Source organism: Variovorax sp. VRV01 (genome assembly GCF_014852545.1).
Taxonomy (GTDB): domain Bacteria; phylum Pseudomonadota; class Gammaproteobacteria; order Burkholderiales; family Burkholderiaceae_C; genus Variovorax; species Variovorax beijingensis_A.
Window position 1 is genome coordinate 73,496 of sequence record NZ_JACVBS010000008.1, and the last position, 22,143, is coordinate 95,638.

The 22,143-nt window shown below is 67.4% G+C and carries 22 protein-coding genes; 9 read left to right on the forward strand and 13 right to left on the reverse strand.

The window, feature by feature from the left end; genetic code table 11:
- The first annotated feature begins 28 nt into the window (after window positions 1-28).
- Genes IB278_RS15795 through IB278_RS15805 form a run of 3 tightly spaced genes read left to right on the forward strand, consistent with a single transcriptional unit; the run spans window position 29 to window position 2,991 of the window.
- Entirely contained in the window at window positions 29-1,651 is a 1,623-nt protein-coding gene (locus IB278_RS15795; RefSeq protein ID WP_192324025.1) for an FAD-dependent oxidoreductase, read from the forward strand.
- The gene (locus IB278_RS15800; protein ID WP_192324026.1) at window positions 1,648-1,977 is read left to right on the forward strand and encodes a ferredoxin family protein; all 330 of its coding nucleotides are present in this window, start codon (window positions 1,648-1,650) and stop codon (window positions 1,975-1,977) included. The genes IB278_RS15795 and IB278_RS15800 overlap by 4 nt, the downstream gene beginning before the upstream one ends.
- A gap of 42 nt (window positions 1,978-2,019) precedes the next feature.
- Window positions 2,020-2,991, forward strand: a complete 972-nt coding sequence (locus IB278_RS15805; protein ID WP_192324027.1) for an ABC transporter substrate-binding protein — start codon at window positions 2,020-2,022, stop codon at window positions 2,989-2,991.
- A gap of 12 nt (window positions 2,992-3,003) precedes the next feature.
- On the opposite strand, the gene IB278_RS15810 is transcribed toward IB278_RS15805, so the two are convergent.
- The 4 genes from IB278_RS15810 to IB278_RS15825 are packed head-to-tail and all read right to left on the reverse strand — an operon-like array spanning window position 3,004 to window position 6,598.
- Entirely contained in the window at window positions 3,004-3,876 is an 873-nt protein-coding gene (locus tag IB278_RS15810; protein ID WP_192324028.1) for a substrate-binding periplasmic protein, read from the reverse strand.
- Window positions 3,869-4,696: an ABC transporter permease gene (locus IB278_RS15815; RefSeq protein ID WP_192324030.1), complete on the reverse strand. Its 828-nt coding sequence runs from the start codon at window positions 4,694-4,696 to the stop codon at window positions 3,869-3,871. The genes IB278_RS15810 and IB278_RS15815 overlap by 8 nt, the downstream gene beginning before the upstream one ends.
- A complete protein-coding gene (locus tag IB278_RS15820) occupies window positions 4,693-5,502 on the reverse strand; it encodes an ABC transporter ATP-binding protein (protein ID WP_192324032.1) in 810 nt (269 codons plus the stop codon). The genes IB278_RS15815 and IB278_RS15820 overlap by 4 nt, the downstream gene beginning before the upstream one ends.
- Window positions 5,503-5,515: 13 nt before the next feature.
- Window positions 5,516-6,598, reverse strand: coding sequence for an ABC transporter substrate-binding protein (locus IB278_RS15825; protein ID WP_192324034.1), 1,083 nt, complete (start codon window positions 6,596-6,598; stop codon window positions 5,516-5,518).
- Between the two features lie 120 nt (window positions 6,599-6,718).
- On the opposite strand from IB278_RS15825, the gene IB278_RS15830 reads away from it, so the two are divergent.
- The 6 genes from IB278_RS15830 to IB278_RS15855 all read left to right on the forward strand — a co-directional run bounded on the left by IB278_RS15830 (window position 6,719) and on the right by IB278_RS15855 (window position 12,433).
- Entirely contained in the window at window positions 6,719-7,060 is a 342-nt protein-coding gene (locus IB278_RS15830) for a hypothetical protein (RefSeq protein ID WP_192324036.1), read from the forward strand.
- Complete coding sequence (msuE, locus tag IB278_RS15835; RefSeq protein WP_192324038.1) at window positions 7,057-7,635, forward strand: FMN reductase; 579 nt, start codon at window positions 7,057-7,059, stop codon at window positions 7,633-7,635. The genes IB278_RS15830 and msuE overlap by 4 nt, the downstream gene beginning before the upstream one ends.
- 11 nt (window positions 7,636-7,646) lie before the next feature.
- Entirely contained in the window at window positions 7,647-8,900 is a 1,254-nt protein-coding gene (locus IB278_RS15840) for an SfnB family sulfur acquisition oxidoreductase (protein ID WP_192324040.1), read from the forward strand.
- Between the two features lie 3 nt (window positions 8,901-8,903).
- Window positions 8,904-10,154: an SfnB family sulfur acquisition oxidoreductase gene (locus tag IB278_RS15845; protein WP_192324042.1), complete on the forward strand. Its 1,251-nt coding sequence runs from the start codon at window positions 8,904-8,906 to the stop codon at window positions 10,152-10,154.
- Window positions 10,155-10,230: 76 nt separating this feature from the next.
- Window positions 10,231-11,061, forward strand: a complete 831-nt coding sequence (locus IB278_RS15850; protein WP_412556329.1) for a MetQ/NlpA family ABC transporter substrate-binding protein — start codon at window positions 10,231-10,233, stop codon at window positions 11,059-11,061.
- Window position 11,062: 1 nt separating this feature from the next.
- Window positions 11,063-12,433 carry an LLM class flavin-dependent oxidoreductase gene (locus IB278_RS15855; protein WP_192324046.1) on the forward strand — a complete coding sequence of 457 codons (1,371 nt, stop codon included), beginning with the start codon at window positions 11,063-11,065 and terminating at the stop codon, window positions 12,431-12,433.
- On the opposite strand, the gene IB278_RS15860 is transcribed toward IB278_RS15855, so the two are convergent.
- From IB278_RS15860 to IB278_RS15900, 9 genes are all read right to left on the reverse strand, one after another.
- The gene (locus tag IB278_RS15860) at window positions 12,434-13,654 is read right to left on the reverse strand and encodes an acyl-CoA dehydrogenase family protein (protein WP_192324048.1); all 1,221 of its coding nucleotides are present in this window, start codon (window positions 13,652-13,654) and stop codon (window positions 12,434-12,436) included.
- Window positions 13,655-13,707: 53 nt separating this feature from the next.
- Entirely contained in the window at window positions 13,708-15,072 is a 1,365-nt protein-coding gene (locus tag IB278_RS15865) for an LLM class flavin-dependent oxidoreductase (protein ID WP_192324050.1), read from the reverse strand.
- 57 nt (window positions 15,073-15,129) lie between these two features.
- Window positions 15,130-15,990, reverse strand: a complete 861-nt coding sequence (locus tag IB278_RS15870) for an ABC transporter ATP-binding protein (RefSeq protein WP_192324052.1) — start codon at window positions 15,988-15,990, stop codon at window positions 15,130-15,132.
- 25 nt (window positions 15,991-16,015) lie between these two features.
- Complete coding sequence (locus IB278_RS15875; protein ID WP_192324054.1) at window positions 16,016-16,816, reverse strand: ABC transporter permease; 801 nt, start codon at window positions 16,814-16,816, stop codon at window positions 16,016-16,018.
- Entirely contained in the window at window positions 16,813-17,652 is an 840-nt protein-coding gene (locus IB278_RS15880) for an ABC transporter permease (RefSeq protein ID WP_192324056.1), read from the reverse strand. Before IB278_RS15880 ends, IB278_RS15875 begins: the two co-directional genes overlap by 4 nt.
- Window positions 17,649-18,686, reverse strand: coding sequence for an ABC transporter substrate-binding protein (locus IB278_RS15885; protein ID WP_225612964.1), 1,038 nt, complete (start codon window positions 18,684-18,686; stop codon window positions 17,649-17,651). Before IB278_RS15885 ends, IB278_RS15880 begins: the two co-directional genes overlap by 4 nt.
- A 68-nt stretch (window positions 18,687-18,754) precedes the next feature.
- Window positions 18,755-20,272 (reverse strand): amidohydrolase family protein, encoded by a 1,518-nt coding sequence (locus IB278_RS15890; protein WP_192324060.1) that lies wholly within the window; start codon window positions 20,270-20,272, stop codon window positions 18,755-18,757.
- 452 nt (window positions 20,273-20,724) lie between these two features.
- On the reverse strand, window positions 20,725-21,039 hold the full coding sequence (locus IB278_RS15895; protein ID WP_192324435.1) for a hypothetical protein: 315 nt from the start codon (window positions 21,037-21,039) through the stop codon (window positions 20,725-20,727).
- A 153-nt stretch (window positions 21,040-21,192) separates the two neighbouring features.
- Window positions 21,193-22,137: an ornithine cyclodeaminase family protein gene (locus IB278_RS15900; RefSeq protein WP_192324062.1), complete on the reverse strand. Its 945-nt coding sequence runs from the start codon at window positions 22,135-22,137 to the stop codon at window positions 21,193-21,195.
- Window positions 22,138-22,143 lie beyond the last annotated feature (6 nt).

Sequence of the window (22,143 nt, forward strand, 5' to 3'; positions counted from 1 at the left end):
ATGTCTTTGCATTGCGGGGCAATCGACCATGGGCGCAAGAGATTTCGAGCGGCAGCTTCTTTCGGGGAGCGATGGCTCCGACAGGCATCAGTCCGATGTCCTGGTGATCGGCGGCGGCCCTGCGGGCGCCTGGGCCGCGGTCAGCGCGGCCGCGCAAGGCGCGCGCGTGCTGCTGGCCGACAAGGGCTTCTGCGGCACCTCGGGCGCAACGGCGCCTTCGGGCACCGGCCTGTGGCACGTGCCGCCGAACGGTACGGCGCGCGAAGAGGCCAAGGCCAGCCGGCTCGCCATGGGTGGCCATCTGGCCGAGCATGCCTGGATGGACCGGGTGCTCGAGCAGACCTGGGCCAACGTCGAGCGGCTCAAGGACTGGGGCTATCCGTTCCCCGCCGACGACCAGGGCGCGCTGCGCTGCACCTCGCTGCAAGGGCCCGAATACATGCGGCTGATGCGCAAGCGTGTGAAGGAAGCGGGCGCGCGCATCCTCGACCACAGCCCGGCGCTGGAACTGCTGGTCGACGAGCACGGCACCGTCTGCGGCGCCAACGGCGTGAAACGGCAGACGGGCGAGACCTGGGCGGTGCGTGCCGGAGCGGTCGTCATCGCCACCGGTGGCTGCGCCTTCCTGAGCCGGGCGCTCGGCTGCAACGTGCTCACCGGCGACGGCCAGCTGATGGCGGCCGAGGTCGGCGCGGCGCTGTCGGGCATGGAGTTCTCCAATGCCTACGGACTGGGGCCGGCCTTCTCGTCGGTCACCAAGTCGCTGTTCTACAACTGGGCGACTTTCTACAGGGCCGACGGCACGGCCATCGACGGCGCGGGTTCCTCCAAAGGGCGCGGCGTGATCGCGCAGACGCTGCAATCGCAACCCGTGTTCGCCTGTCTCGACCGCGCCGACGCTCAGATCCGCGCGTGGATGCGCACGGCGCAGCCCAATTTCTTCGTCTCCTTCGACCGCCAGGGCATCGATCCGTTCACGCAGCACTTTCCGGTGACGCTGCGGCTCGAAGGCACGGTGCGCGGCACCGGCGGCCTGCACCTGGTGGACGACAGCTGCGCCACCTCCGTGCCCGGCCTCTACGCCGCGGGTGACGCGGCAACGCGCGAGCTGATCTGTGGCGGCTTCACAGGCGGCGGCAGCCACAATGCGGCCTGGGCGTTGTCCTCCGGATTCTGGGCCGGCGCAGGCGCGGCGGCTTTCGGACGCGACGCGCGCGCCGTCGGTTCCCGCCGCACGGCCTTGCGCGCAGGCGGCGTGGCGCTTTCCTCGCGTGGCACCACGGCGTTCGACAGCCAGGAAGTGATTCGCGCCGTCCAGGCGGAAGTCTTCCCTTACGAGCGCAACTGGTTCCGCGAGGGCGATGCGCTGCGCGATTCGCTCGCACGGCTCGATGCCCTTTGGGCCCGCCTTCGCACCAGCGCGCCGGCTGCCACGGCGACAGAGGCTGTTCGGGCACGCGAAGCCGCCGCCATGCTGGCCACCTCGCGCTGGATGTATCGCAGCGCCTTGCAACGCACCGAGACGCGCGGCATGCACCGCCGGCGCGAGCACGGTGCGGCCGACCCGGCGCAGCGCCACCGGCTGCTCAGCGGCGGGCTCGACGAGGTCTGGGTGCAGCGTCATGCCGTGCAGGGCGAGGTGGCCGCATGATCGAAGTCATCAGCACCGAGCGCTGTACCGGCTGCAACATCTGCGTGAACGCCTGCCCGACCAACGTGTTCGAGGCGGTGCCGGGCAGCCCGCCGCGCATCGCCCGGCAGGACGACTGCCAGACCTGCTTCATGTGCGAGCTGTACTGCCCCGAGGACGCGCTCTACGTCGCGCCCATTGCCGACCGCAGCGCCACCGCCGAGGAGCGCGATGCCGCGGCCGCGGCCCTGATGGGCAGCTACCGCAGTGCCATCGGCTGGGGCCGTGGCCGGCAGTCGACCGCGTCGGCCGATGCGAGCTTCGAGCTCCTGCGGCGGGCGCACTGAGTTCGTTTATTTTTTCTTTCCTTCCTGCTGCGAGTCCTTCCGATGTCCGATCTCTCCAGCCGCCGCCGGTTGCTGCGCGGCGCTGTTGCCGCAACCGCCGCGAGCGCATTGCCCCGTTTGTCCTTTGCACAGGGCAGTGGCCAGGTGCTGCGTCTCGGCTACATCGGGCCCGGCAAGAAGCCCGCGGCCGCAACCGGCTGGGCGCTGCGCCAGGGGCATCTGCTGCGCGAGCTGGCCCCGTTCGGTTTCAAGGAAGTGACGACGCGCAATTTCCCGAACGGGCCCGATCTCAACGAGGCCTTCCTTTCGGACGTGCTCGATGTCGGCATCTACGGCGACACACCCGCCGTGGTGGCCCGCTCGCGCGGACTCGAAGGCCAGCTCATCGGTTTCGATGCGGTGGGCATGAACGTCTGGCTGCTCACGCCGCGCAACGGCGCGCGCAGCGTGAAGGAGCTCGAGGGCCAGTCCATTGGCGTGGCACGCGGCTCCTACATGCACCGCTACGTGCTGGGCCTGCTCAAGGAACACGGACTGCAGAAATCCGTCAAGGTGATCCACATGTTCCCGCGCGACGGCGAGGCGGCGCTGGACCAGGGCTCGATCGCGGCCTTCGCGGCGCAGGTCGACGTGGGGCCTCTGCTTGCTTCGCGCGGCTATCCGGTCATCGACGAGGCCGAGAAGCACCCGACGCTGCGCGGCACCTCGGTGATCGTTGCGTCGAGCAAGGTGCTGGCGGCCGCGCCCGGACTGCCTGCGGCCTGGACGCGCGCACGTCGAACGGCGCTGCTGGAGATCCGGCGCGACAGCGCGGATTACTACGCCTTTCATTCGCAGGTGAGCGGCTTTCCGCTCGAGGTCGTGAAGACCTCGCATCCACTCTCGCATTTTCCCGAGGCCGCGTATCCGCCCGAAGGCTTGGCGCTGCTCGACGAGGTCAAGAAGTTCCTGCTCGCCGAGAACCTCGTGAGCCGCGACTTCGCGCTCGCGCAATGGCGCGCCCAGGAAGATTGACGTGCACCGTGCTCAGGAATGGCAGACGAAGCCGTCCTTGAGCAGCGTGATCTCGAACTGCAGGTTGCCCGCGCGCGCGCCGCGCGCCTTGTCCAGGGTGCCGTCGCCACGCCATTGGCGCAGGGCCGCCGCCAGGTAATCGCGCGAGACGACATCGCCCTCGGGCAGGCGAATGGCTGCATCCGAGGGTAGGCGCACATCGCGCGCCAGCGGCTTGTAGAAGCGCCACTCCTCGTTCTGCATGAGCCGTTCCAGCACCTCGGCGTCCTCGGCAAGCGCCGCGCATTCGCCGGCCATGAAGGCTGACGCCGCATGCACCGAAGAGGGATAGCTGCGCGGCTGCGCGCCGTAGCGCTGCGACACCGCGCCGGCGTAGCCCGAACCTTCGCCCACGCAGACCAGGGCACCGCGCAGCGCGGCCGCCTCCTGAACCTTGCCGCGCCTGAGCGCGACCACGAGGCCGCGGCCGATGTCGTAGCTGCCGGGCGCGGCGGCGATACCGTGCGCCGGTCGCGCGGACACGCCGGCGACCAGCAGGTCGACGCGGCCTTCGCGCAGCGCAGCCTCCTGCGCTGCAGGGTCGAGGCCGACCAGCTCCAGCGGCACGCCGAGCGAAGCCGCCAGTTGCCGTGCGAGCGTGGCGTCGAAACCGTCAGGCTCCGGCGGTGTCGGCGCCTCGGGCGGGGCAGGGCGCGGATAGCGGCGCACGCCCACGATCAGTTTGCCGCGCTCGATCGCACGGGCGAGAACCGGTCCCTTCGGCAGGCCCGACAGCACGGGCGTTGCGAAAGCCCAGGCGCCGCCGATGCCCGCGATCGCCACCGCCATCGCCAGCGTCGTGCCCGCCAGCACCAGCCCGCGCTTCGACAGCCTGCGCTCAGTCATCGAGGCTCAGCCCTTTGCGCCAGCGCAGCAGCCGCCGCTCGAGCAAGGCTAGCAGGTAGTTGAGCAGCAGCCCGAGCACGGCCAGCAGCAGGATGCCGGCATACATCGTCGGGATCTGGAAGGTCTCCTGCGAGTTGAGCGTGAGAAAGCCCAGGCCCGAATGCGCACCGATCATCTCGGCCGCCACCAGCGCCGTGATGCTGTAGGCACCCGCCAGCCGCACACCGGTGAAAATCGACGGCAGCGACGCCGGCAGCACCACCTTGAAGAAGACGAAGCGCGGCGACGCGCCCATCGACAGCGCCGAATTGACGAGCAGCCGGTCGACCTGCTTCACGCCGCTGACCGTGCTCAGCAGCACGGGCCAGAATGAAGCCCAGAAAATGATCGCCACCTTCGACAGCTCGCCGATGCCCAGGAACAGGATGAACACCGGGAACAGCGCGAATGCCGAGGTCTGGCGAAAGAGCTGCAGCACCGGATCGACGATGGCCGCCAGCCGCCTGGAGCTGCCGATCAGGAGGCCCAGCACCACGCCCGAGAAGCTCGCGAGCAGCAGGCCCCACAGAGAGCGCTGCAGGCTCGCCGCCACATGCTTCCAGAGCTGACCAGTGTCGACGAGCTGGACGATGCTCGCAACCACGGCGGACGGCGGGCTCAGATAGGCATCGCTCACGACGCCCAGGCGCGGCAGCGCCTCCCACAGCGCCAGGAAGATCACGATGCCGATGCCGCGTTCGGCCACGCGGCCAAGGCTGCGTGCGAATCTGAAGAAGCGTCCGGGAGCGCGCACCACTGGCGCGTCGAGCACGGCGCTCACGCCGCCACCCCTCCGAGCGACCTCGGCCGCAAGCCGATCTGCACCTCGTCCTTCAGCACCTCCCACGCGCACTGGCGCAGCGCGGCGAACTCGCTCGAGTGGCGAATTTCCGCCGAGCGCGGGCGCGCGAGCGGAATGTCGATGATGTCCTTGATGCGGCCGGGCCGCTGCGTCATCACCGCCACGCGGTCCGAGAGGTACACCGCTTCTTCCAGGCTGTGCGTGATGAAGACGATGGTCTTGCGGTACTGTTCCCAGATGCGCAGCAGCTCGCCCTGCAGGATCTCGCGCGTCTGCGCATCGAGCGCGGCGAAGGGCTCGTCCATCAGCAGCACGTCCGGCTTGTAGGCCAGCGAACGCGCGATGGCCACGCGCTGCTTCATGCCGCCGGAGATCTCGTGGGGATAGCGATCGGCAAAGCCATGCAGGCCGACCAGTTCGAGGTATTCATGCGCGGTGCGGCGGCGCTCTGTCTTGCCGATGCCGCGAATCTCGAGGCCGACCGCGATGTTGTCGAGCACAGAGAGCCACGGAAACAGCGCATAGCCCTGGAATACCACGCCCTGGTTGCGGTTGATGCCCGCGAGCGGCTGGCCATTGATGGCGATGCGCCCGCCGGTGCGCTCCGTCAGTCCGGCCAGGATGCCGAGGAAGGTCGACTTGCCGCAGCCCGACGGGCCAAGCACCGAGAGGAATTCGCCCTCGCGCACATCGAGGTCGAAGCCTTCGAGCACGCGCACGCGCTCGCTCGCACCGCGCGCCGCATAGTCCATCCGCAGGTCGCGGGCCGAGATCTTGAAGCTCATGGCGGGCGTTGGGTCAGGATTTCGCGGCCTGCTGCCGCGCGAAGGGGTTGAACTCGTTGGTGTAGACGTCCTTCACCGCCACCTTGCCGGCGGCGAGCTTGCCCTCGGCCTGCAGGATGTCGATGTAGTACTGGATCGGCGGCTCGGTGACGACCAGGTCGTCGACATAGGCGTAGCGGTCGACGTTCTTCAGGTCCATGTTGATGCGTTTGGCCACCAGCTTGCGCGCTTCCTCGGTGTTGGCATTGACCCAGTTGCCGGCCTTGGCGAGCGCGGCAACCACGTCGCGCACTGCGCCAGGGTTCTGGCGGATGAACTGGCCATGCGCGCTGTACGGCGCCATGCCGCCCAGGCCGCCGTCGAGGTCGTAGTCGCTCCACAGCCGCACCAGCGGCTCGGCGTTGTCGGCCCGCCCCGAGAAGGGCGCGTGGATGATCGCAAGGTCGGTGTTGCCGGTCACCAGCGTCTGCTCGGCCTGCTCGTCGGGCACCACGACGAAGTTGATCTTCGTCACGTCCACGCCGTGCTGGCGCAGGTACTTCTTGGTCACGAACTCGGCGCAGGCGCCGAAGCTGTTGAAGCCGACGGTCTTGCCCTCCAGGTCTTTCGGATTGCGGATGCCCGAGTCCCTGCGCACGAAGTACTTCATGTGCGGCGCCTCCTGCAGCGTCTTGCCGCCTGCAGCCACCACCTTGAGGTCCGCGCCGGACGCAATGGCCGAGATCACCAGCGGCACCATGCGGCTGCCGAAGTCGATCTCTCCCGTGCCCACCAGCGGAATGATCTGCGGCGCGGCGATCTTGCCGACGTACTCAGGACGGGTGTTGGTGCCCTCGAAGTAGCCGAGCTCGTCGGCCAGGTAGATCAGGTCGAACGATGGGTTGTTCGGGTACTTGAACGCCACCTTGTCGCCGGTCTTCTTCACCAGGGCCGGGCCGCTGGCCGCGGCGGCCTTGCCGCCGTCCTCGCGCGAGCAGCCCGAAAGCGCCAGGCCGCCGATGGCGGTGACGGATGCGAGGGAGGCGAGCGTCTTGAGCGCCAGGCGCCTCGAAGGCACGGCGCTGGCAAGGGAAGAGGAGGGCGTCTCGATGGACATGGCGGCGCGCTCCGGCAGGGGAGCGGTCTGGCTGGTTGCGAAGCGGCGATCCTAGAAAACGCCGTTCACCTCATCAACGAAGAAAACCGCGCGTGCTTATGCGCAAACGGAAGGCATCGCATGGCCGCCCCCTGTGCATGCGGCGGCAGGGTGAATTTCCGCATCAGCAAATTCGCTATCCGTCGTTGTAGAGCGCCGTGCGCCTTCGCAGAATTGCAAAGCTTCACCAGAGAGTTTTCAATGCCAGCAGCGCGCACCTTCAATGTTTCTCCGGCGGCACAGGCCCGCCATGTCCTGGCGCAGACTGCCGCGGCCTGGGGCATTGCGCCAGCGTTGCAGCGTGAGGTGCGCGGTGCACAGCTCCGGATACGCACCAAGCCTGAAAACTGCATATCCAAAACTGAATTGCTTCTAGGCGCTGTGGTCGAAAAGGTCCGCTCAGGCGGCACATTCTTGGCATGACCAAACAACTCAAGATCGTCGCCGTCTCCGGCGGCCTGCAACGCCCCTCGCGCACGCTTGCACTGGTCGAGGAACTGCTGGAAGGCCTGACTGACGCCTGGCCCGCCGAAACACGCCTCATCGAACTCGGGCAGCTGGTGCCCAAGTTCGGCGGTGAGGTGCAGCGCAGCCAGCTCCCGTCCGATGTCGAGCAGTCGCTCAAGGACATCGAATCCGCCGACCTGCTGCTGGTGGCGAGCCCGATCTATCGTGGTTCGTACACCGGGCTCTTCAAGCACTTCTTCGACTTCGTTCATCACGAATCGCTGATCGATGTACCAGTGCTGCTTGCGGCCACGGGTGGCAGCGACCGCCATGCGCTGGCAATCGACCACCAGCTGCGTCCGCTGTTCAGCTTCTTCCAAGCCCACACGCTGCCGATCGGCGTCTATGCGACCGACAAGGAGTTCGAGAACTACCGGGTGAGCAGTGAGGCGCTGCGAGCACGCATCGGACTGGCCGTCGAACGCGCATTGCCGGTGCTGCGCCAGCGCGCGGGCAGGCCGCTCGAAGTACCTTCGCTCGCGCTGGCCTGAGCGATCCGCCGATGTGCTCCGTGCCTGCAACTCTTGCCGACGGATTCGCCGCCCCGCGAAGTCCGCGCGAGCCCGATTCCACGCGTGTGCGGCGAATCCGCAGCGACGGCGAAGCCCTGGAGGCCGCCCACCGCCTTGCCGCGCTGTTCGCACCCGGTGCTTCCGCACGCGACCGCGAGCGGCGCCTGCCGTGGGACGAGCTCGATCTCTGGTCCGAGAGCGGGCTCGGCGGCATCACCGTGCCGCGGGAGCATGGCGGCGCCGATGTGTCCTACGCCACGCTGGCCGAGGTCTTCGTGATCCTTTCGGCCGCCGACGGCTCGCTCGGCCAGATTCCGCAGAACCACTTCGGCGTGCTGGGCGTGCTTCGCGAGATCGGCACCGAGGCGCAGAAGGCCCGTTTCTACGCCGAGGTGCTCGCGGGCCGGCGGCTGGGCAACGCCGGGCCGGAGAGACGGGCGAAGACCATCGTGGAGGGATCGACGCGGCTGCGCCGCACACCGCAGGGTCTACGCCTTGACGGCGAGCGCTTCTATTCGACGGGTGCGCTCTTTGCGCATCGCGTGCCGGCTCGCGCGTTGGACGACAGTGGTCGGGCCGTGCAAGTGTGGATACCGCGCGATGCGCCGGGGCTCACCGTGGTGGACGACTGGTCGTCGTTCGGCCAGCGCACCACCGCCAGCGGCACCGTGCGCTTCGAAGCCGTTGCGGTCGAAGAGGCGGACGTGTTGCCGCTCTGGCAACTGGCCGACCGGCCGGGTCTTTTTGGCGCCGGTTCGCAGCTTTTGCAAGCGGCCATCGACCAGGGCATTGCGCAGGCGGCACTTGCCGAAGCGGTGGCCTTCGTGCGCGCGCATGCGCGGCCCTGGACCGATGCCGGCGTGGCCCGCGCGGCGGACGATCCCTACATCATTCACGAAGTGGGCCGCCTCGAAGTGGACCTGCATGCCGCGCACGAGGTGCTGCTGGAAGGCGGCCGCACGCTCGATGAAGTGGCGGCAGAGCCCGTCAGTGCCGACTCCAGCGCGCGCGCTTCTGTCGCAGTGGCCGAGGCGAAGGTGCTGACCACGCGCATTGCGCTCGAAGCCACCGAGAAGCTGTTCGAGCTTGCCGGTTCTTCGTCCACGCGCGAAGCCCACAACCTGGGGCGGCACTGGCGCAACGCGCGCACCCACACCTTGCATGACCCGGTGCGCTGGAAGGCGCACCTGATCGGCAATTACCTGCTCAACAACGTGCCGCCGCCCCGGCATTCCTGGAACTGACCGATGCCGCTTGCCGCCGTTCTTCCCGATCGCGCACCCGAAGCGCGGCCTGCGCCCGCCGCGGCGCAGAAACCGCTGCGCATCCGTGACGACGCCCAGGCCCTGGAGATCGCACGCGAGCTCGCCGCCGACTTTGCGCGGGATGCCGCAGCCCGCGACCACGAACGGCGCCTGCCCTGGGCCGAGCTGGAGCGCTTCACCGCCAGCGGCCTCTGGGCGATCACCGTGCCGCGCGAGCACGGCGGTGCCGGCGTGTCGGTACGCACGCTGGCGGAGGTGATCGCCATCATCTCGGCCGCGGACGGTTCGCTCGGGCAGATTCCGCAGAACCACTACTACGCGCTGGAAGTGCTGCGCGTTGGTGGCACCGAGGCCCAGAAGAGCTTTTTCTACCGCCGAGTGCTCGAAGGCGAGCGCTTCGGCAATGCGCTCGCGGAGATCGGCCACAAGGACTTCAAGCGCCGTACTCGGCTGCACGAAGAGGGCGGCAGCCTGCAGATCGACGGACAGAAGTTCTACTGCACGGGCGCGCTGTTCGCACACTGGATTCCGACGCTGGTGGTGGCAGAGGAGGGCGCCCGCGAAGTCACCAAGCTCGCCTTCGTGCCGCGCCGCGCCCAGGGCGTGAGCATCGTGGACGACTGGGACGGATTCGGCCAGCGCGTGACCGGCAGCGGCTCGGTTCGCTTCGAGGGGGTGCAGGTCGATCCGGCCTGGGTTGTTCCCTTCCTCGCGTCTTTCGAGCGACCCACCACCATCGGCCCGTTCGCACAGCTGCTGCATGCCGCCATCGACCTTGGCATTGGGCGAGGGGCCTTCGAGGCCACGCTCCCCTTCGTGCGCGAGCGGGCCCGGCCGTGGATTGATGCCGGCGTGGAACGCGCCAGCGAAGACCCGCTCGCGGTCCAGCTGACCGGCGAAGTGGCGGTGCGCCTGCGCGCGGCCGAGGCCTTGCTGCGCCGCGCCGCGCGCTTTGTCGAGGCGGCCCAGCGCGCGCCCGACGAGCACAGCGTGGCCGCAGCCTCAGTTGCGGTGGCCGAGGCCCGCGTACTGAGCACCACCGCCTCGCTGGACGCCGGCACTCGCCTGTTCGAGCTGGCCGGCACCGGCGCCACGCTCGACGGCCTGGGGCTGGACCGCTTCTGGCGCAACGCGCGCACCCACACGCTGCACGACCCGGTGCGCTGGAAGTACCACCACATCGGCAATTACTACCTCAACGACCGGTTTCCGCCGCGCCACGGGGCCCTGTGAGCACCGGCCTCTTTCTTCCTCGTTCGTTTCTTCTTCGGAGTTTCCCTTGAGCCGCATCTCGTCGATTCCGGCCGCGCTGTCGCGCCGCCACCTGTTGCAACTCACCTCGGCCGCGGCCGCCGCCGGCGCAGGCCTTCCGGCCTTCTCGGCGCTGAAGGAGCAGCCCGGCACCACCAAGGTCCTGAAGGTTGGCGTGACGACCGGTCCGCACGAGCAGACCTTCGAGATTGCCAGGCGCGTAGCCGAGCGCGACTACGGCCTCAAGATCCAGATCGTGCCGTTCACCGACTACAGCCGGCCCAACGCCGCGCTCGATGCCGGCGATCTGGACGCCAACAGCTTCCAGCACCGGCCTTTTCTCGCGGCACAGGTGCGTTCGCGAGGCTACAAGATCGTGGGCTTCGGCCGCACCTGGATCGGCCCCATTGCGATCTATTCGCGCAAGTTCAAATCGTTCAAGGACCTGCCGGAGGGCGCCAGCATTGCCATTCCGAACGACCCGTCGAACGAAAGCCGCGTGCTCTTGCTGCTGCAGAAGGCCGGCGCCATCAAGCTCAAGAGCGGCATCGACCCGATCGCGGGCATCAACGCCACGCCGCGAGACATCACCGAGAACCCGCGGAAGTTTCGCTTTGTGGAGATAGAGGCCGCCCAGCTGCCGCGCACGCTCGACGATACCGACGCCTCGGCCGTGAACGCCGACTATGCCAACAAGGCCGGCCTCAATCCGGCGAAGGACGGCATTCTGGTCGAGGACAAGGAGGGGCCCTATGCCTGCCTGATTGCGGTGCGCGAACAGGACAAGGACCAGCCCTGGGTCGGGCAGCTCGTCAAGGCCTACCAGACCGACGAGGTGCGCGACTTCATCCTCAAGACCTTCGCGGGCGGCGTGCTGCCGGCGTTCTGACATGGCCCGGAAGAAAGAGATTTTGCTCAACGCGTTCAACATGAACTGCGTAGGCCACATCAACCACGGCCTGTGGACCCATCCGCGCGACCGCTCGCTCGAGTACAACACGCTCGAATACTGGACCGACATGGCGCGCACCCTGGAACGCGGCCTGTTCGACGGTCTGTTCATCGCCGACATCGTGGGCGTCTACGATGTCTACCGGAACAACGTCGACGTGACGCTGCGCGAGTCGATCCAGCTGCCGGTGAACGATCCCCTGATGCTCGTGTCGGCAATGGCGGCGGCGACCCGGCACCTGGGCTTCGGCGTCACGGTCAATCTCACCTACGAGCAACCTTACCTGCTGGCACGGCGTTTCTCGACGCTCGACCATCTCACGCGCGGCCGCATCGGCTGGAACATCGTGACGGGCTATCTCGACAGCGCAGCCCGGGCCATGGGGCTGGCCGAGCAGATCGCGCACGACGAGCGCTACGAGCGGGCCGACGAATACCTGGAGGTGCTCTACAAGTTGTGGGAGGGGAGTTGGGAAGACTCGGCCGCGCGGCGCGACAAGGCCGCGCGTGTCTTCGCGGACCCGGCCAGGGTGCACAAGGTGCGGCACCAGGGCCGCTACCACCAGGTCGAGGGCTACCACCTGGCGGAACCCTCGCCGCAGCGCACGCCGGTGTTGTTCCAGGCCGGCAGTTCGGGCCGTGGGCAGCGCTTTGCAGCGCGGCATGCCGAGTGCGTCTTCATCTCGCCGCCCAGCAAGGATGCGGCGCGCAAGAGCGTGCAGGCGCTGCGGGAGCAACTGGTGCATGCGGGCCGGCGTCCGGATGACATCAAGGTGTTCGTCGGTGCGGCGGTGGTGCCGGGCGCCAGCGCGAAGGAGGCGCAGGAAAAGTATGCGGACTACCGGGACTACGCGAGCCGCGAAGCGGGGTTGGCCCATTTTTCGGCCAGCACCGGCATCGACTACGCACGCTACGGCCTGGACGAACCCATCGACTATGGAAAAACCAACGCGATCGAATCGGCGACGCGCACCGCCGAGCAGCAGGGCTGGACGCGCCGCAAGCTGCTGGACCTGTTCGAGCTCGGCGGGCGCTACCCGGCCATCGTCGGCGATGCGTCGCAGGTGGCGGACGAACTGCAGTCCTGGATCGACGAGACCGGCGTGGACGGCTTCAACCTGAGCCGTACCGTGGTGCCCGAGAGCTACGAGGATTTCGTGGACCTGGTCGTGCCCGAGCTGCAGAACCGTGGCGTCTACAAGACCGCCTACGCCGAAGGCAGCCTGCGGCACAAGCTGTTCGACGCCGGCGACCGGCTGCCGGCGCGGCACGCGGCGGCGCAGTTCCGCCACGGCGCCGGCGAAGCCTGATCAACTCTCGCCGCGCGTTCCCACCGACCAATAGAAAGTGGGCCGGGTCCCATTGAGCGCGTGGTCGCCGACCATGCGTGCCTTGTAGACGACAGGGTTGTGCGAGGCGAGGGTGCGCGCGTTGCGCCAGTGGCGGTCCAGCCGCCGGTCCTCCTGCAGCGCGGAGGCGCCGCCGACGTCGAACAGGCGTGTGGCGGCGTTCAGAACGATGTCGACAATCCCCACCTGCGCCTTCGCGGTGCGCAGCTCCACGTCGATGATCAGGCTTTCGGGAATGGGCTCCCCGCGCTGGCGCAGCCGATCAATGTCGCCCAGGCCGCGGGCCACCGCGGCCACAGCCGCGGCTGCGGTGAAGGCTGCGCTGGAAAGCTGCCCCACCACTTGCTGCACCAGCGGATCTTCCCGCGGCGTGGTGCCGGCGCCATGGCTGTACACCCGTTTGCGCGGCTGCACGAAGGCAACCGCATCGCGTTCGATCGCGCGTGCAATGCCGGCCAGCGTGGCCAGGTGAGTGAGCTGAAAATGGGCGGTGAGCGGGGTGGGACGATCGCGGTCATAGGTCAGGACATTGCCGGCCTCGACGGCGACGCGGCGAAAGCGCGTGGTGCCCGATCCGGTCAGGCGCTGGCCGAAGCCGCGCCAGTCGTCGATGCATTCCACACCGCCCGCGTGCGCGGGGACGAGCACCAGGACCCGCCCCTGCTTGCTCGGGTCGTCCGCGCGCTGCGCGGTCACGGGAATCCAGTCGGCGTAGAGGGTGCCTGTGCTGTAGTACTTGTCGCCGTCGAGCAGCCAGCCCTTGCCGTCGCGTGTGAGCTTGGTCTGCAGCGTGCCCACCTCGGCTTCGCCCAGTTCGGTGGTGGCATTGCCGAAGATCGCGCCGTCGGCCGCGCGCCGCAGCCAGGGTGCCTGCAGTTCGGGGTCGATCTCGGCGTAGAGCCGTTCGATGAAGCCGAAGTGCGCGCGCAGGATTTGCGGCAGGTTGGAATCGGCGGCGCCGAGTTCGACGAGCAGGTCGAACAACTGCTCAACCGAAGCGCCAAGGCCGCCATGGGCGATCGGCACACGCAGCGCGCCGAAGCTCGCCTCGCGCAGCCAGGTGACTGCGTCGTACGCCAATGCGCGCTCGTTTTCCCGCTGGGCCGCATGCTCGGCAATGCGGGCGAAGACGGGATGGAAGCGTTCGGCGAGCTGTTCGGAGGAAGGAGGTTGTGGGCGCATGAACGGGGCAAGAACCAAGAGGAGGTGAGAAACGGGCGGGCGCGATAGTCGGCTCACGCCACGGCGATGGGGCGCGCTTCAGGCGCCGAATGGGCGCCATGCACGGGTCGCTGCAAGCCCAGGTGCTCGCGCAGCGTGCGGCCCTGGTACTCGGTACGGAAGAGGCCGCGCCGGCGCAGCTCGGGCAGCACAAGCTCGATGAAGTCGTCCAGGCCGCCGGGAAACCACGGCGCCATGATGTTGAAGCCGTCCGCACCGCCTTCCTCGAACCACTGCTGCAGCTGGTCGGCAATGCTGGCGGGCGTGCCCACCACCTGCTGGTGACCGCGCGCACCGGCAATGCGCAGATAGAGATCGCGGATGCTGAGGTTCTCGCGGCGCGCCAGATCCAGCAGCAGGCGCTGCCGGCTTTTGGGGCCGTTGGTTTCCGGCAGCTCTGGAACCGGCCCGTCGACCGGCAGGCCGGAAAAGTCGAAGCCTCCGATCACGTTCGAAAGCAGCGAGATACCGACCACAGGGTGCACCAGTTCCTGCAGCTGCTCGAACTTCTCCTCGGCTTCCGTCTGTGTGCGGCCGACCACGGGAAAGATGCCGGGCATGATCTTCACGTCGTCGGGGTGGCGGCCATGGCGTGGCAGGCGGCCCTTGATGTCGGCATAGAAGGCCTGCGCCTCCTCGAAGGTCTGATGCGCCACGAAGATCACTTCAGCCGTGCGCGCGGCGAGGTCGCGGCCCGCTTCGGAGGCGCCGGCCTGAACCACCACCGGCCGCCCTTGCGGCGAACGTGCGACGTTGAGCGGGCCACGCACCGAGAAGTGCGTGCCCTTGTGGCCCAGCACGTGCAGCTTGTGCGGATCGAAGTACTGGCCGCTTTGCTTGTCGCGCACGAAGCTGTCGTCCTCCCAGCTGTCCCACAGCCCCGTGACCACGTCATGAAACTCGGCCGCCCGCTCGTAGCGCAGCGCATGCTCGAAATGCTCCTCGCGGTTGAAGTTCTGCGCCTCGCCGGTGCCGCTGGAAGTCACGAGGTTCCAGCCCGAGCGCCCGCCGCTGATCTGGTCGAGCGAAGCGAACTTGCGCGCCACGTTGAAGGGCTCGTTGAAGCTCGTCGACACTGTGGCAATGAGCCCGATGCGCTCGGTCAGTGCCGCGATGGCGGCGAGCAGGGTCAGCGGCTCGAAGTGGTCGGCGCGCGCCGTGCGCGAGAGCGAAGGCAGGTCGCCGTTGCGCACGCCGACGGAATCGGCGAGGAAGACGGCATCGAACTTGGCAGCTTCGGCCTTTTGCGCCAGCTCGACGTAGTGGCGAAAGTTGCTGCCGGCATCGGCCTGCGCGCCGGGATGGCGCCAGGCCGCGATGTGGTGGCCGGTCTGCATGAGGAAGGCGCCGAGCTTGAACTGACGCTGGGATGAAGCCATGGATCGAATGCCTTGGAGGAAGAAGGGGAAGAAGGAGAAGGGCCGCGCATCCGCCGCTCACCAAGCCAGCTGCAGGCGCTGCGGCAAGCCGGTTGCGGCCGCCTCGGGTGAGGGTTCGGCGGCCGGCGTGCGGTCGGTATCGGCATCGAGGAAATCGCTGAGTACGTCGTCGCGCAAGGCAATGAACGCCGGGTCGCTGCGGTTGCGCGGGTGCGGCAGGTTGACCTCGACCGTGCGCCGGATACGGCCGGGCGAGGGCTGCATCACCACCACGCGATCGCCGAGGAATACCGCTTCCTCGACATCGTGGGTCACCAGCAGCATGGTGATGCGCTCCTTCTGCCAGATGCGTTGAAGCTCGTTCTGCAGTCGCGAGCGTGTGAGCGCATCGAGCGCGCCGAAGGGCTCGTCGAGCAGCAGCACGCGCGGCCGGTTCACGAGCCCGCGCGCTATGGCCACGCGCTGCGCCATGCCGCCGGAGATCTGGTGCGGCCAGGATTTCTTGAAGCCTTCCAGGCCGACCAGTGCGACGTGCTCGGCCACCAGGTCGAGCTTCTCCTTGGCGCTGAAGGGCGCGTTGCGCAGGCCGACGGCGATGTTCTGCTCCACCGTGAGCCAGGGGAAGAGACGGTGGTCCTGGAACACGATGCCGCGCTCGCGGCCGGTGCCGCAGATCGGCTGGCCGTCCAGCAGGATCCGGCCTTCATATTGGGCGTCGAGGCCGAGGATGAGCCGCAGCAGCGTGGATTTGCCGCAGCCGCTGGCGCCGACGATGCTCACGAAGCGGCCGGCCGGCACATGCAGGTCGATGCCTTCGAGCACCTGCAGTTCGCCGCCGCGGGCCTGGGTGTTCGCATAGCGCTTGCCGAGGCCGCGGATCTCGAGCTCGTTGGAGGGGTTCGCAAGGAGGGAAGTCATGGGCGGAGGGTTCTTTCTGCGTCGTTCATGCGCGCCCGGTCCAGCGCGCCAGCCGGCGCTCCATTGCGCGGGCCGAGGCGTTCATGAGCCAGCCGACGAGGCCGATCACGAACATGCCGAAGATGACCAGGTCCATCTGGAAGTGCTCGCTGCCCTCGATCAGCGTGTTGCCGATGCCGCGGCCGGCCACCAGCAGGTACTCGGCGCCGATGGTCGCAAGCCAGGAATAGATGAGCGCCAGGTAGACGCCCGTGAAGATGGAGGGCAGGGCGGCCGGCAGCACCACCTGCGTGACCGTCTGCCAGCGCGTGTAGCCGTAGACGCGCGCTACCTCGAGCAGTCCGGCCGGGGCGGCGCGGATGCCGTCGCAGGTGTTGACCACCACCGGCACCAGTGCGGCCAGCGAGAGAAACACCACCTTGGCCACGTCGCCGAGGCCGAACCACACCGAGATCAGCGGAATCCATGCGAACAGCGAGATCTGCTTGAACGTGTTGAAGCTCGGACCGGCGATGCGGTTGAAGAGCGGCGACAAACCCAGCAGCGAGCCGAGCACGAGGCCCGATGCGGTGCCGATCAGAAAACCCGTTGCCTCGCGCGCCAGGCTGGCGCTGAGCGCCCGCCAGAGGCGCCCGCTTGCCACCTGGTCGATTGCGGTGTCGAACACCTTGGCCGGCGAAACGAGCAGTGCGGAGTTCACGAGATCGAGCGACGACAGCAGCCACCACAGCGAGATGGCCGATGCTGGCAGCACAAACCCGCGCCAACGGCTGCGCGGCTCGGCCTGCAGCGGCTTGATGGCGGCCAGTTCGGCGGCGTCGCTCATCGCGCCGCTCCGCCCGGCCGGTGCCTGTGCACCGCGGCTTCGAGGCGATCGAGCAGGCGGTCGATGGCATAGCCGATGGCGCCCACCACGATCACGGCCGCCATCACCAGGTCGAGTTGGAACAGCTGCCGCCCATACACGATGAGATAGCCCAGCCCTTCGCTCGACGCCACGAGTTCCACCACGACCAGCGAGAGCCAGGCCTTCGTGAAACCCAGCCTCACGCCGGTGAAGAGCGTGGGCACGGCATGGGGCAGCACGATTTCCAGGACCTGCTGGCGTCGCGTGTAGCCATAGACCTCGCCGACCTCGCGCAGGGCCGATGGGGTCTGCCGAAAGCCCTGTAGCGTGTTGAGCGCCACCGGCACCAGGGCTGCCTTGGCGATGAGGATGTACTTCAGCGGCTCGCCGATGCCCACGAGCAGCAGCACGAAAGGCAGCCAGGCGAGCACCGGGATCTGCACCAATGCATTGAAGGTGGGCAGTACATAGGCTTCGAAGCTGCGCGACAAGCCCATGGCCGAGCCAAGCACCAGTCCGAGCAGGGTGCCGGCCGCGAAGCCCACGCCCACGCGCGTGAAACTGGTGCTCACGTGCAGCCACAGATCGCCGCTCGTGGCGAGATCGCGCAGGGTTTCCCACACGAACTGCGGCGGCGGCAGCACTTGCGGCGAGATCCAGCCCTGCGCGGCGCCGGCGAACCACAGCACCAGCAGCGCGACGGGCAGGAGCCAGGGGAGTGCACTTTCGCCGAGACGGCGCCAGGGCAGAGATGTACGCGTTGGCGCGGCGATGTCGTGTCGCAGGACCGCTGCCAGTTCGGCTTCGGCGCTCATCGGGCCGCGACCGCTTGACCCGCCTTCGGTTGCCCTTTGGCGTCGTGGGCTGTCCAGTAGTTTTCAAGGCCCTGCTTCTTCAGGGCGCTCTTCAGGTAGCGTGTGTCGAACCAGTCGTCGACCGATACCTCGCGGCGGATCAGCTTGAGCTTGAGTGCGTCGGCCACCACGGCCTTGTAGCGACCGATGATGAAGTCGTCGACGAGCGGCGAATTGCGCAGCGCGAGCTGCTGCTGATCGAACTCCGCCGCCCAGGACGCGACCGGCGTGCCGCTGCGCGCCCAGACGCGGAACAGCTCATCGCGGTTCTTCTCGTCGGACGACCAGCGCGCCGCGCGCACGAACACGTCGACCACGCGCTGCACCTCGGCCGGATTGGCCTGCTCGAAGTCCGCGCGCACCAGCAGCGAAGCCTGGCGCGTGAAGGCCGGATCTTGTCCCTGCGTGGAGTACACCACCTTGGCCAGGCCCTGGTCGCGTACCTTGAACCACTCGTAGCCGCCGAAGGCCGCGTCCACACCGTTCGAAACGAGCGCGGCCTGCGCACTGCCGGTGTCCAGGTTCACGCCTTTGATGTCGCGCTCCGCCAGCCCGTTGGCGGCCAGCACATTGATGGCGACGAGGTGGCCGTTGGTGCCTCGGAAGATCGAGACGGTGCGGCCCTTCAGGTCCTTGATCGACTGGATGTCGGACTTGGGCGGCGCCACCAGGTACAGGTTGTTGCGTGCGCCGCTCACCAGCAGCAGCTTGGTCTTCAGGCCGTTGGAGCGTCCGACAATCGACGGGAGATCGCCCTGGTAGGCGAAGTCGATCTGCTTGTTCGACAGTGCCTCGTTCACGGCCGGGCCGGCGCCTTTGAAAAACAGCCATTCGACCTTGACCCCGGTGGACTTGAACTCGTCCTCCAGCCAGTTGTTGACGCGCGCGACGCCGCCTGGCGAGCCGCCCCAGGTGACGGGGTCGCCGCCGCCGGCGGTCGCGACACCGATGCGGACGGTTTCCGGGGCCGCCTGCGCAGGCAGCGCACACGCCATCAGCGCGAGAAGGCCGAGCCGAGCGGCCCGACCGCGCAAGTGGACGAAAAGGGCGCGTGTCGTGCCGCTCACTTGGCGCCTTTCAGGGCGAGCTTGCGGCCCACCTCGGTGCCTTCGAAGAAGCGCGGATTGGCTTCGGTGTAGAAGCGATTCGGGTTGTCGAAGACAAAGGCCTTGAAGTCCGTGGGCGAGATCACGCCCTGCTGCACCAGATCCCAGGTCTCGGCGAGCGGCTCCGTGAATTCGGGCACGTCCCAATGGCCCACGTCGGACGACCAGATGGCGTTGATCTTCACGCCCAGCGGGTTCACCTTGTCGTTGAAGGCGGCCGCCACCGTGCGGTCGTCGGCCTCCGAGCCGAAGTAGAAGTTGTTGACCCAGCGGTCGCGGATGTCCTCGACCTTCTCGATGCCGGCCAGCGCGAAGTCGTCGATTTCCGAGTCGTTCGGTTCGCGGCTGTGCGGCAGCGCAGAGATTCCGAGGCTGTCGCGCAGCAGCTTCGACTTGTCGAGCGTACGGTCCTTCAGAAGCTCGCTGCCGTAGCGCTCGAACAGCGAGGCGAGCAGCTCGACGTCGGTTTCCGCGGGGTCGTAGTTGCGCACGGCGTTCCGGTTGCGCTTTTCCCAGCGGTCGACCAGGTGCGTATAGACATGCGAACCCCAGTCGGCTCCGCCTTCGAGCAAGCCCACGCGCAGGCCCGGAAAACGCCGCGTCACGCCGCCGAAGAAGAGCGCCTTGGCAAAGGCCTGGGAGCCATCGGCGAAGTGGCCGATGTGGTTGTTCATGTAGTTGCTGATCGACTGCCGGCCCGTCCAGCCCTGGCTGCCGTAGTGCGTGGTGACAGGCACGCCCAGCTCCACCACCTTGGCCCAGAAAGGGTCGTAGTCGTGTTCGCTGTCGATTCCGTAGAAGTCGATGTAGCCGACCTGCTTGGCAATGTCGGGGTGGTCCTTGGTCGGGTACTTCTCGGCGATGGCGCGGATGGGGCGGCGCACGCCGCCGGCGATGTTGATCACCTTCAGGCCGAGTGTCTTCACCGCGAATTCGAGCTCTTCGATGCCCTCCTGCGGCGTGTGCAGCGGAATGCCCGCCACGGGCGTGAGGCGGTCCGCGTAGGGCCGGTACTGGTCGGCATGGAAATGGTTGATGGCGCGGTGCAGCGGTTGGCGGTACTCGCTGCCGGCCGCGGCGGGGGAGAGCACGTCGTTGGGAAACAGGATCGAATAGTCCGAGCCTTGCTCGCCCAGGCGCTCATACAGCAGCGCCGGCAATGTGTAGGTGGCCAGGTCGTAGGTATTGCGCGTCACGCGGGCCCACCACGGCGCCCGCAGGGTGCGGTGGAACTGGCGCTCCTCGGCTGTCTGCTGGTACCAGTCCTTGCCGCCGCCATTGCGCGTGACGAAGCGCCCGCCCAGCGCCTTCCGCAGCGCGTCGACCAGCTTGTTGCCGCCGTATTGCGCCACGTAGTCCTCAAGCACCGGAGCGTAGTCGTTGACGTGAACATCCGTGTCGATCACCGGGTGGCCGAGTCCGGCCTTCACAGCGGCGGAGCGCGAGGCTTGCAGGCGGTTCAACCGATCGTTCATCTGTGGGCTCCTTCGGAAAAAAGAATCGCCGCAGACTACGCGCCGCTTGGAAGGCCGACAAAGAAGGCTTTCGGCATTGCTTAGCCGGTGCATGCATAAGGACTGCCCGTGCGGCCTTTGCGCCCACGCATGCGAAAAACAGATATGCAAGCGCTTGTCCGTTGTTTGGGCCCGAAGGTTTCACGGCTGACCTGCGGCGCCCGGCTTTCCCGACCTGAGGAAAGCCGTCCGACAAAGAACCCGTTCCTCGAGGGAACCCCGAACATGCCGTTTTCATTCCGACGTGCCCACTTGGTCGTGGCACTTGGCATCATTGGTTCCAGCGCCGCGGCGCAAGCGCAAGAGGGCTGCGCGTAGTACCTTCAGTTACTTCTACGCTGAACGGATCGCCAAATTGGGTGCGGAGAGGATTCAACGAATCGGCAGATGGAGGGTGGCCAGCAGTTCCATTGCTATCCGACAACTGCGCAGCCGCTAGCAGCCGAGCACAGCGGCAAATGACTGAAGAACCTACTGCTGAACGAATAGTCCTCGCCGACAGGAGGACGAACACCATCAACATCCAGGAACAGCAGATCGCTGAAATCACCCGTGCCGCCGGAGACATCATGGGTCCGCGTGGCTTCGGCCATGGGTAGACGACAAGTCCAGGGGGCGATCATCCAGAAAACCCGGTCTGGAAGGATTCCCAGGAGATTGAGCACATCGGCGGCTCGTCCTTCGATCACCAGCGTTTCAGTTGTTTGGTAGCCGCCAGCGCCGTTCACATGCGCATCGCCATAGGGGCCAAGAAGGCGGCGCCGCCGCAGGCCGGGTCCATGAAGGACTGGCTGCCGAAGTCGACACCCTGATCAGCAAGGTCGTTGGTGTGAGCATCGAGTGCCCGGCAGAGTACGGCGGCCCGCGAAGGGGTAAGTGCCTCAGCTCGGATCGGACGCCTCGTAGACCACCACTGCAGCGGCCAAATCCTCCAGCGCGGTACCCACAGCCTTGAAGACGGTCCGCCCGTCACTTTCGGCTCGTCCCTGAATCCTGCCCGCGGCCAGATCGGCCAATTCCCCCGCCACATCTGCGGCGGTGAACACGCCGCGCGACATGGGCCCGAGCAGTTCGCCGCTCTTCTGCAACGCTTCTTGCGTATCGACAAACAGACGTGCGCTAGCAAAGCAGGCATCGTCGGCTTCGCGCATCTGCGGCGTGAAGCTGCCGATCAGGTCGAGGTGGCTGCGCGGCCGCAGCCACGCGCCCTGCACCAGCGGCTGCGTGGCGAGCGTGGCACAACTCACGACGTCGACATTGTTCACCGCCTTGGCGAGGTCCGGCGCGACGGCTGCCTCGATGTTCTGCGCGCACAGTCGCGCAGCGAGTGCCTTCGCCGCAGATTCGTCGCGGTCCCACACCACCACGCGTTCGATGGGACGCACGGTACGGTAGGCCTCGGGAATGAGACTGCCGACACGCCCGCAGCCGATGACCAGCAGACTGCGCGCACCCGCAGGCGCGAGATAAGAAGCGGCCAGGGCCGATGCGGCAGCGGTGCGCCGCGAAGTGATCTCGTTGCCATCGATCTGCGCCAGCGGCTCGCCCGTGCTTGCGTCGTACAGCACATAGGTCGAGAACAGTCCGGGCAGGCCGCGCAGCGCGTTGTCCGGGAAGATGGTCACAGTTTTGATGCCCAGGTAGCGGTCGTGCTGCCACGCCGGCATGACCAGCACGGTGCGGGGTGGGGCGTCCGCTTCGGCCTGGAGCGAATGTGTATGCCGTAAAGGTACCTCGCAGCCAGCGACGAACATCTCCCGAAGTGCCGGGATCAGGCGGTCGAAAGGCAGCGCACGGCGGGTGCTTTCCGTATCGATGATTTTCATGGGGTT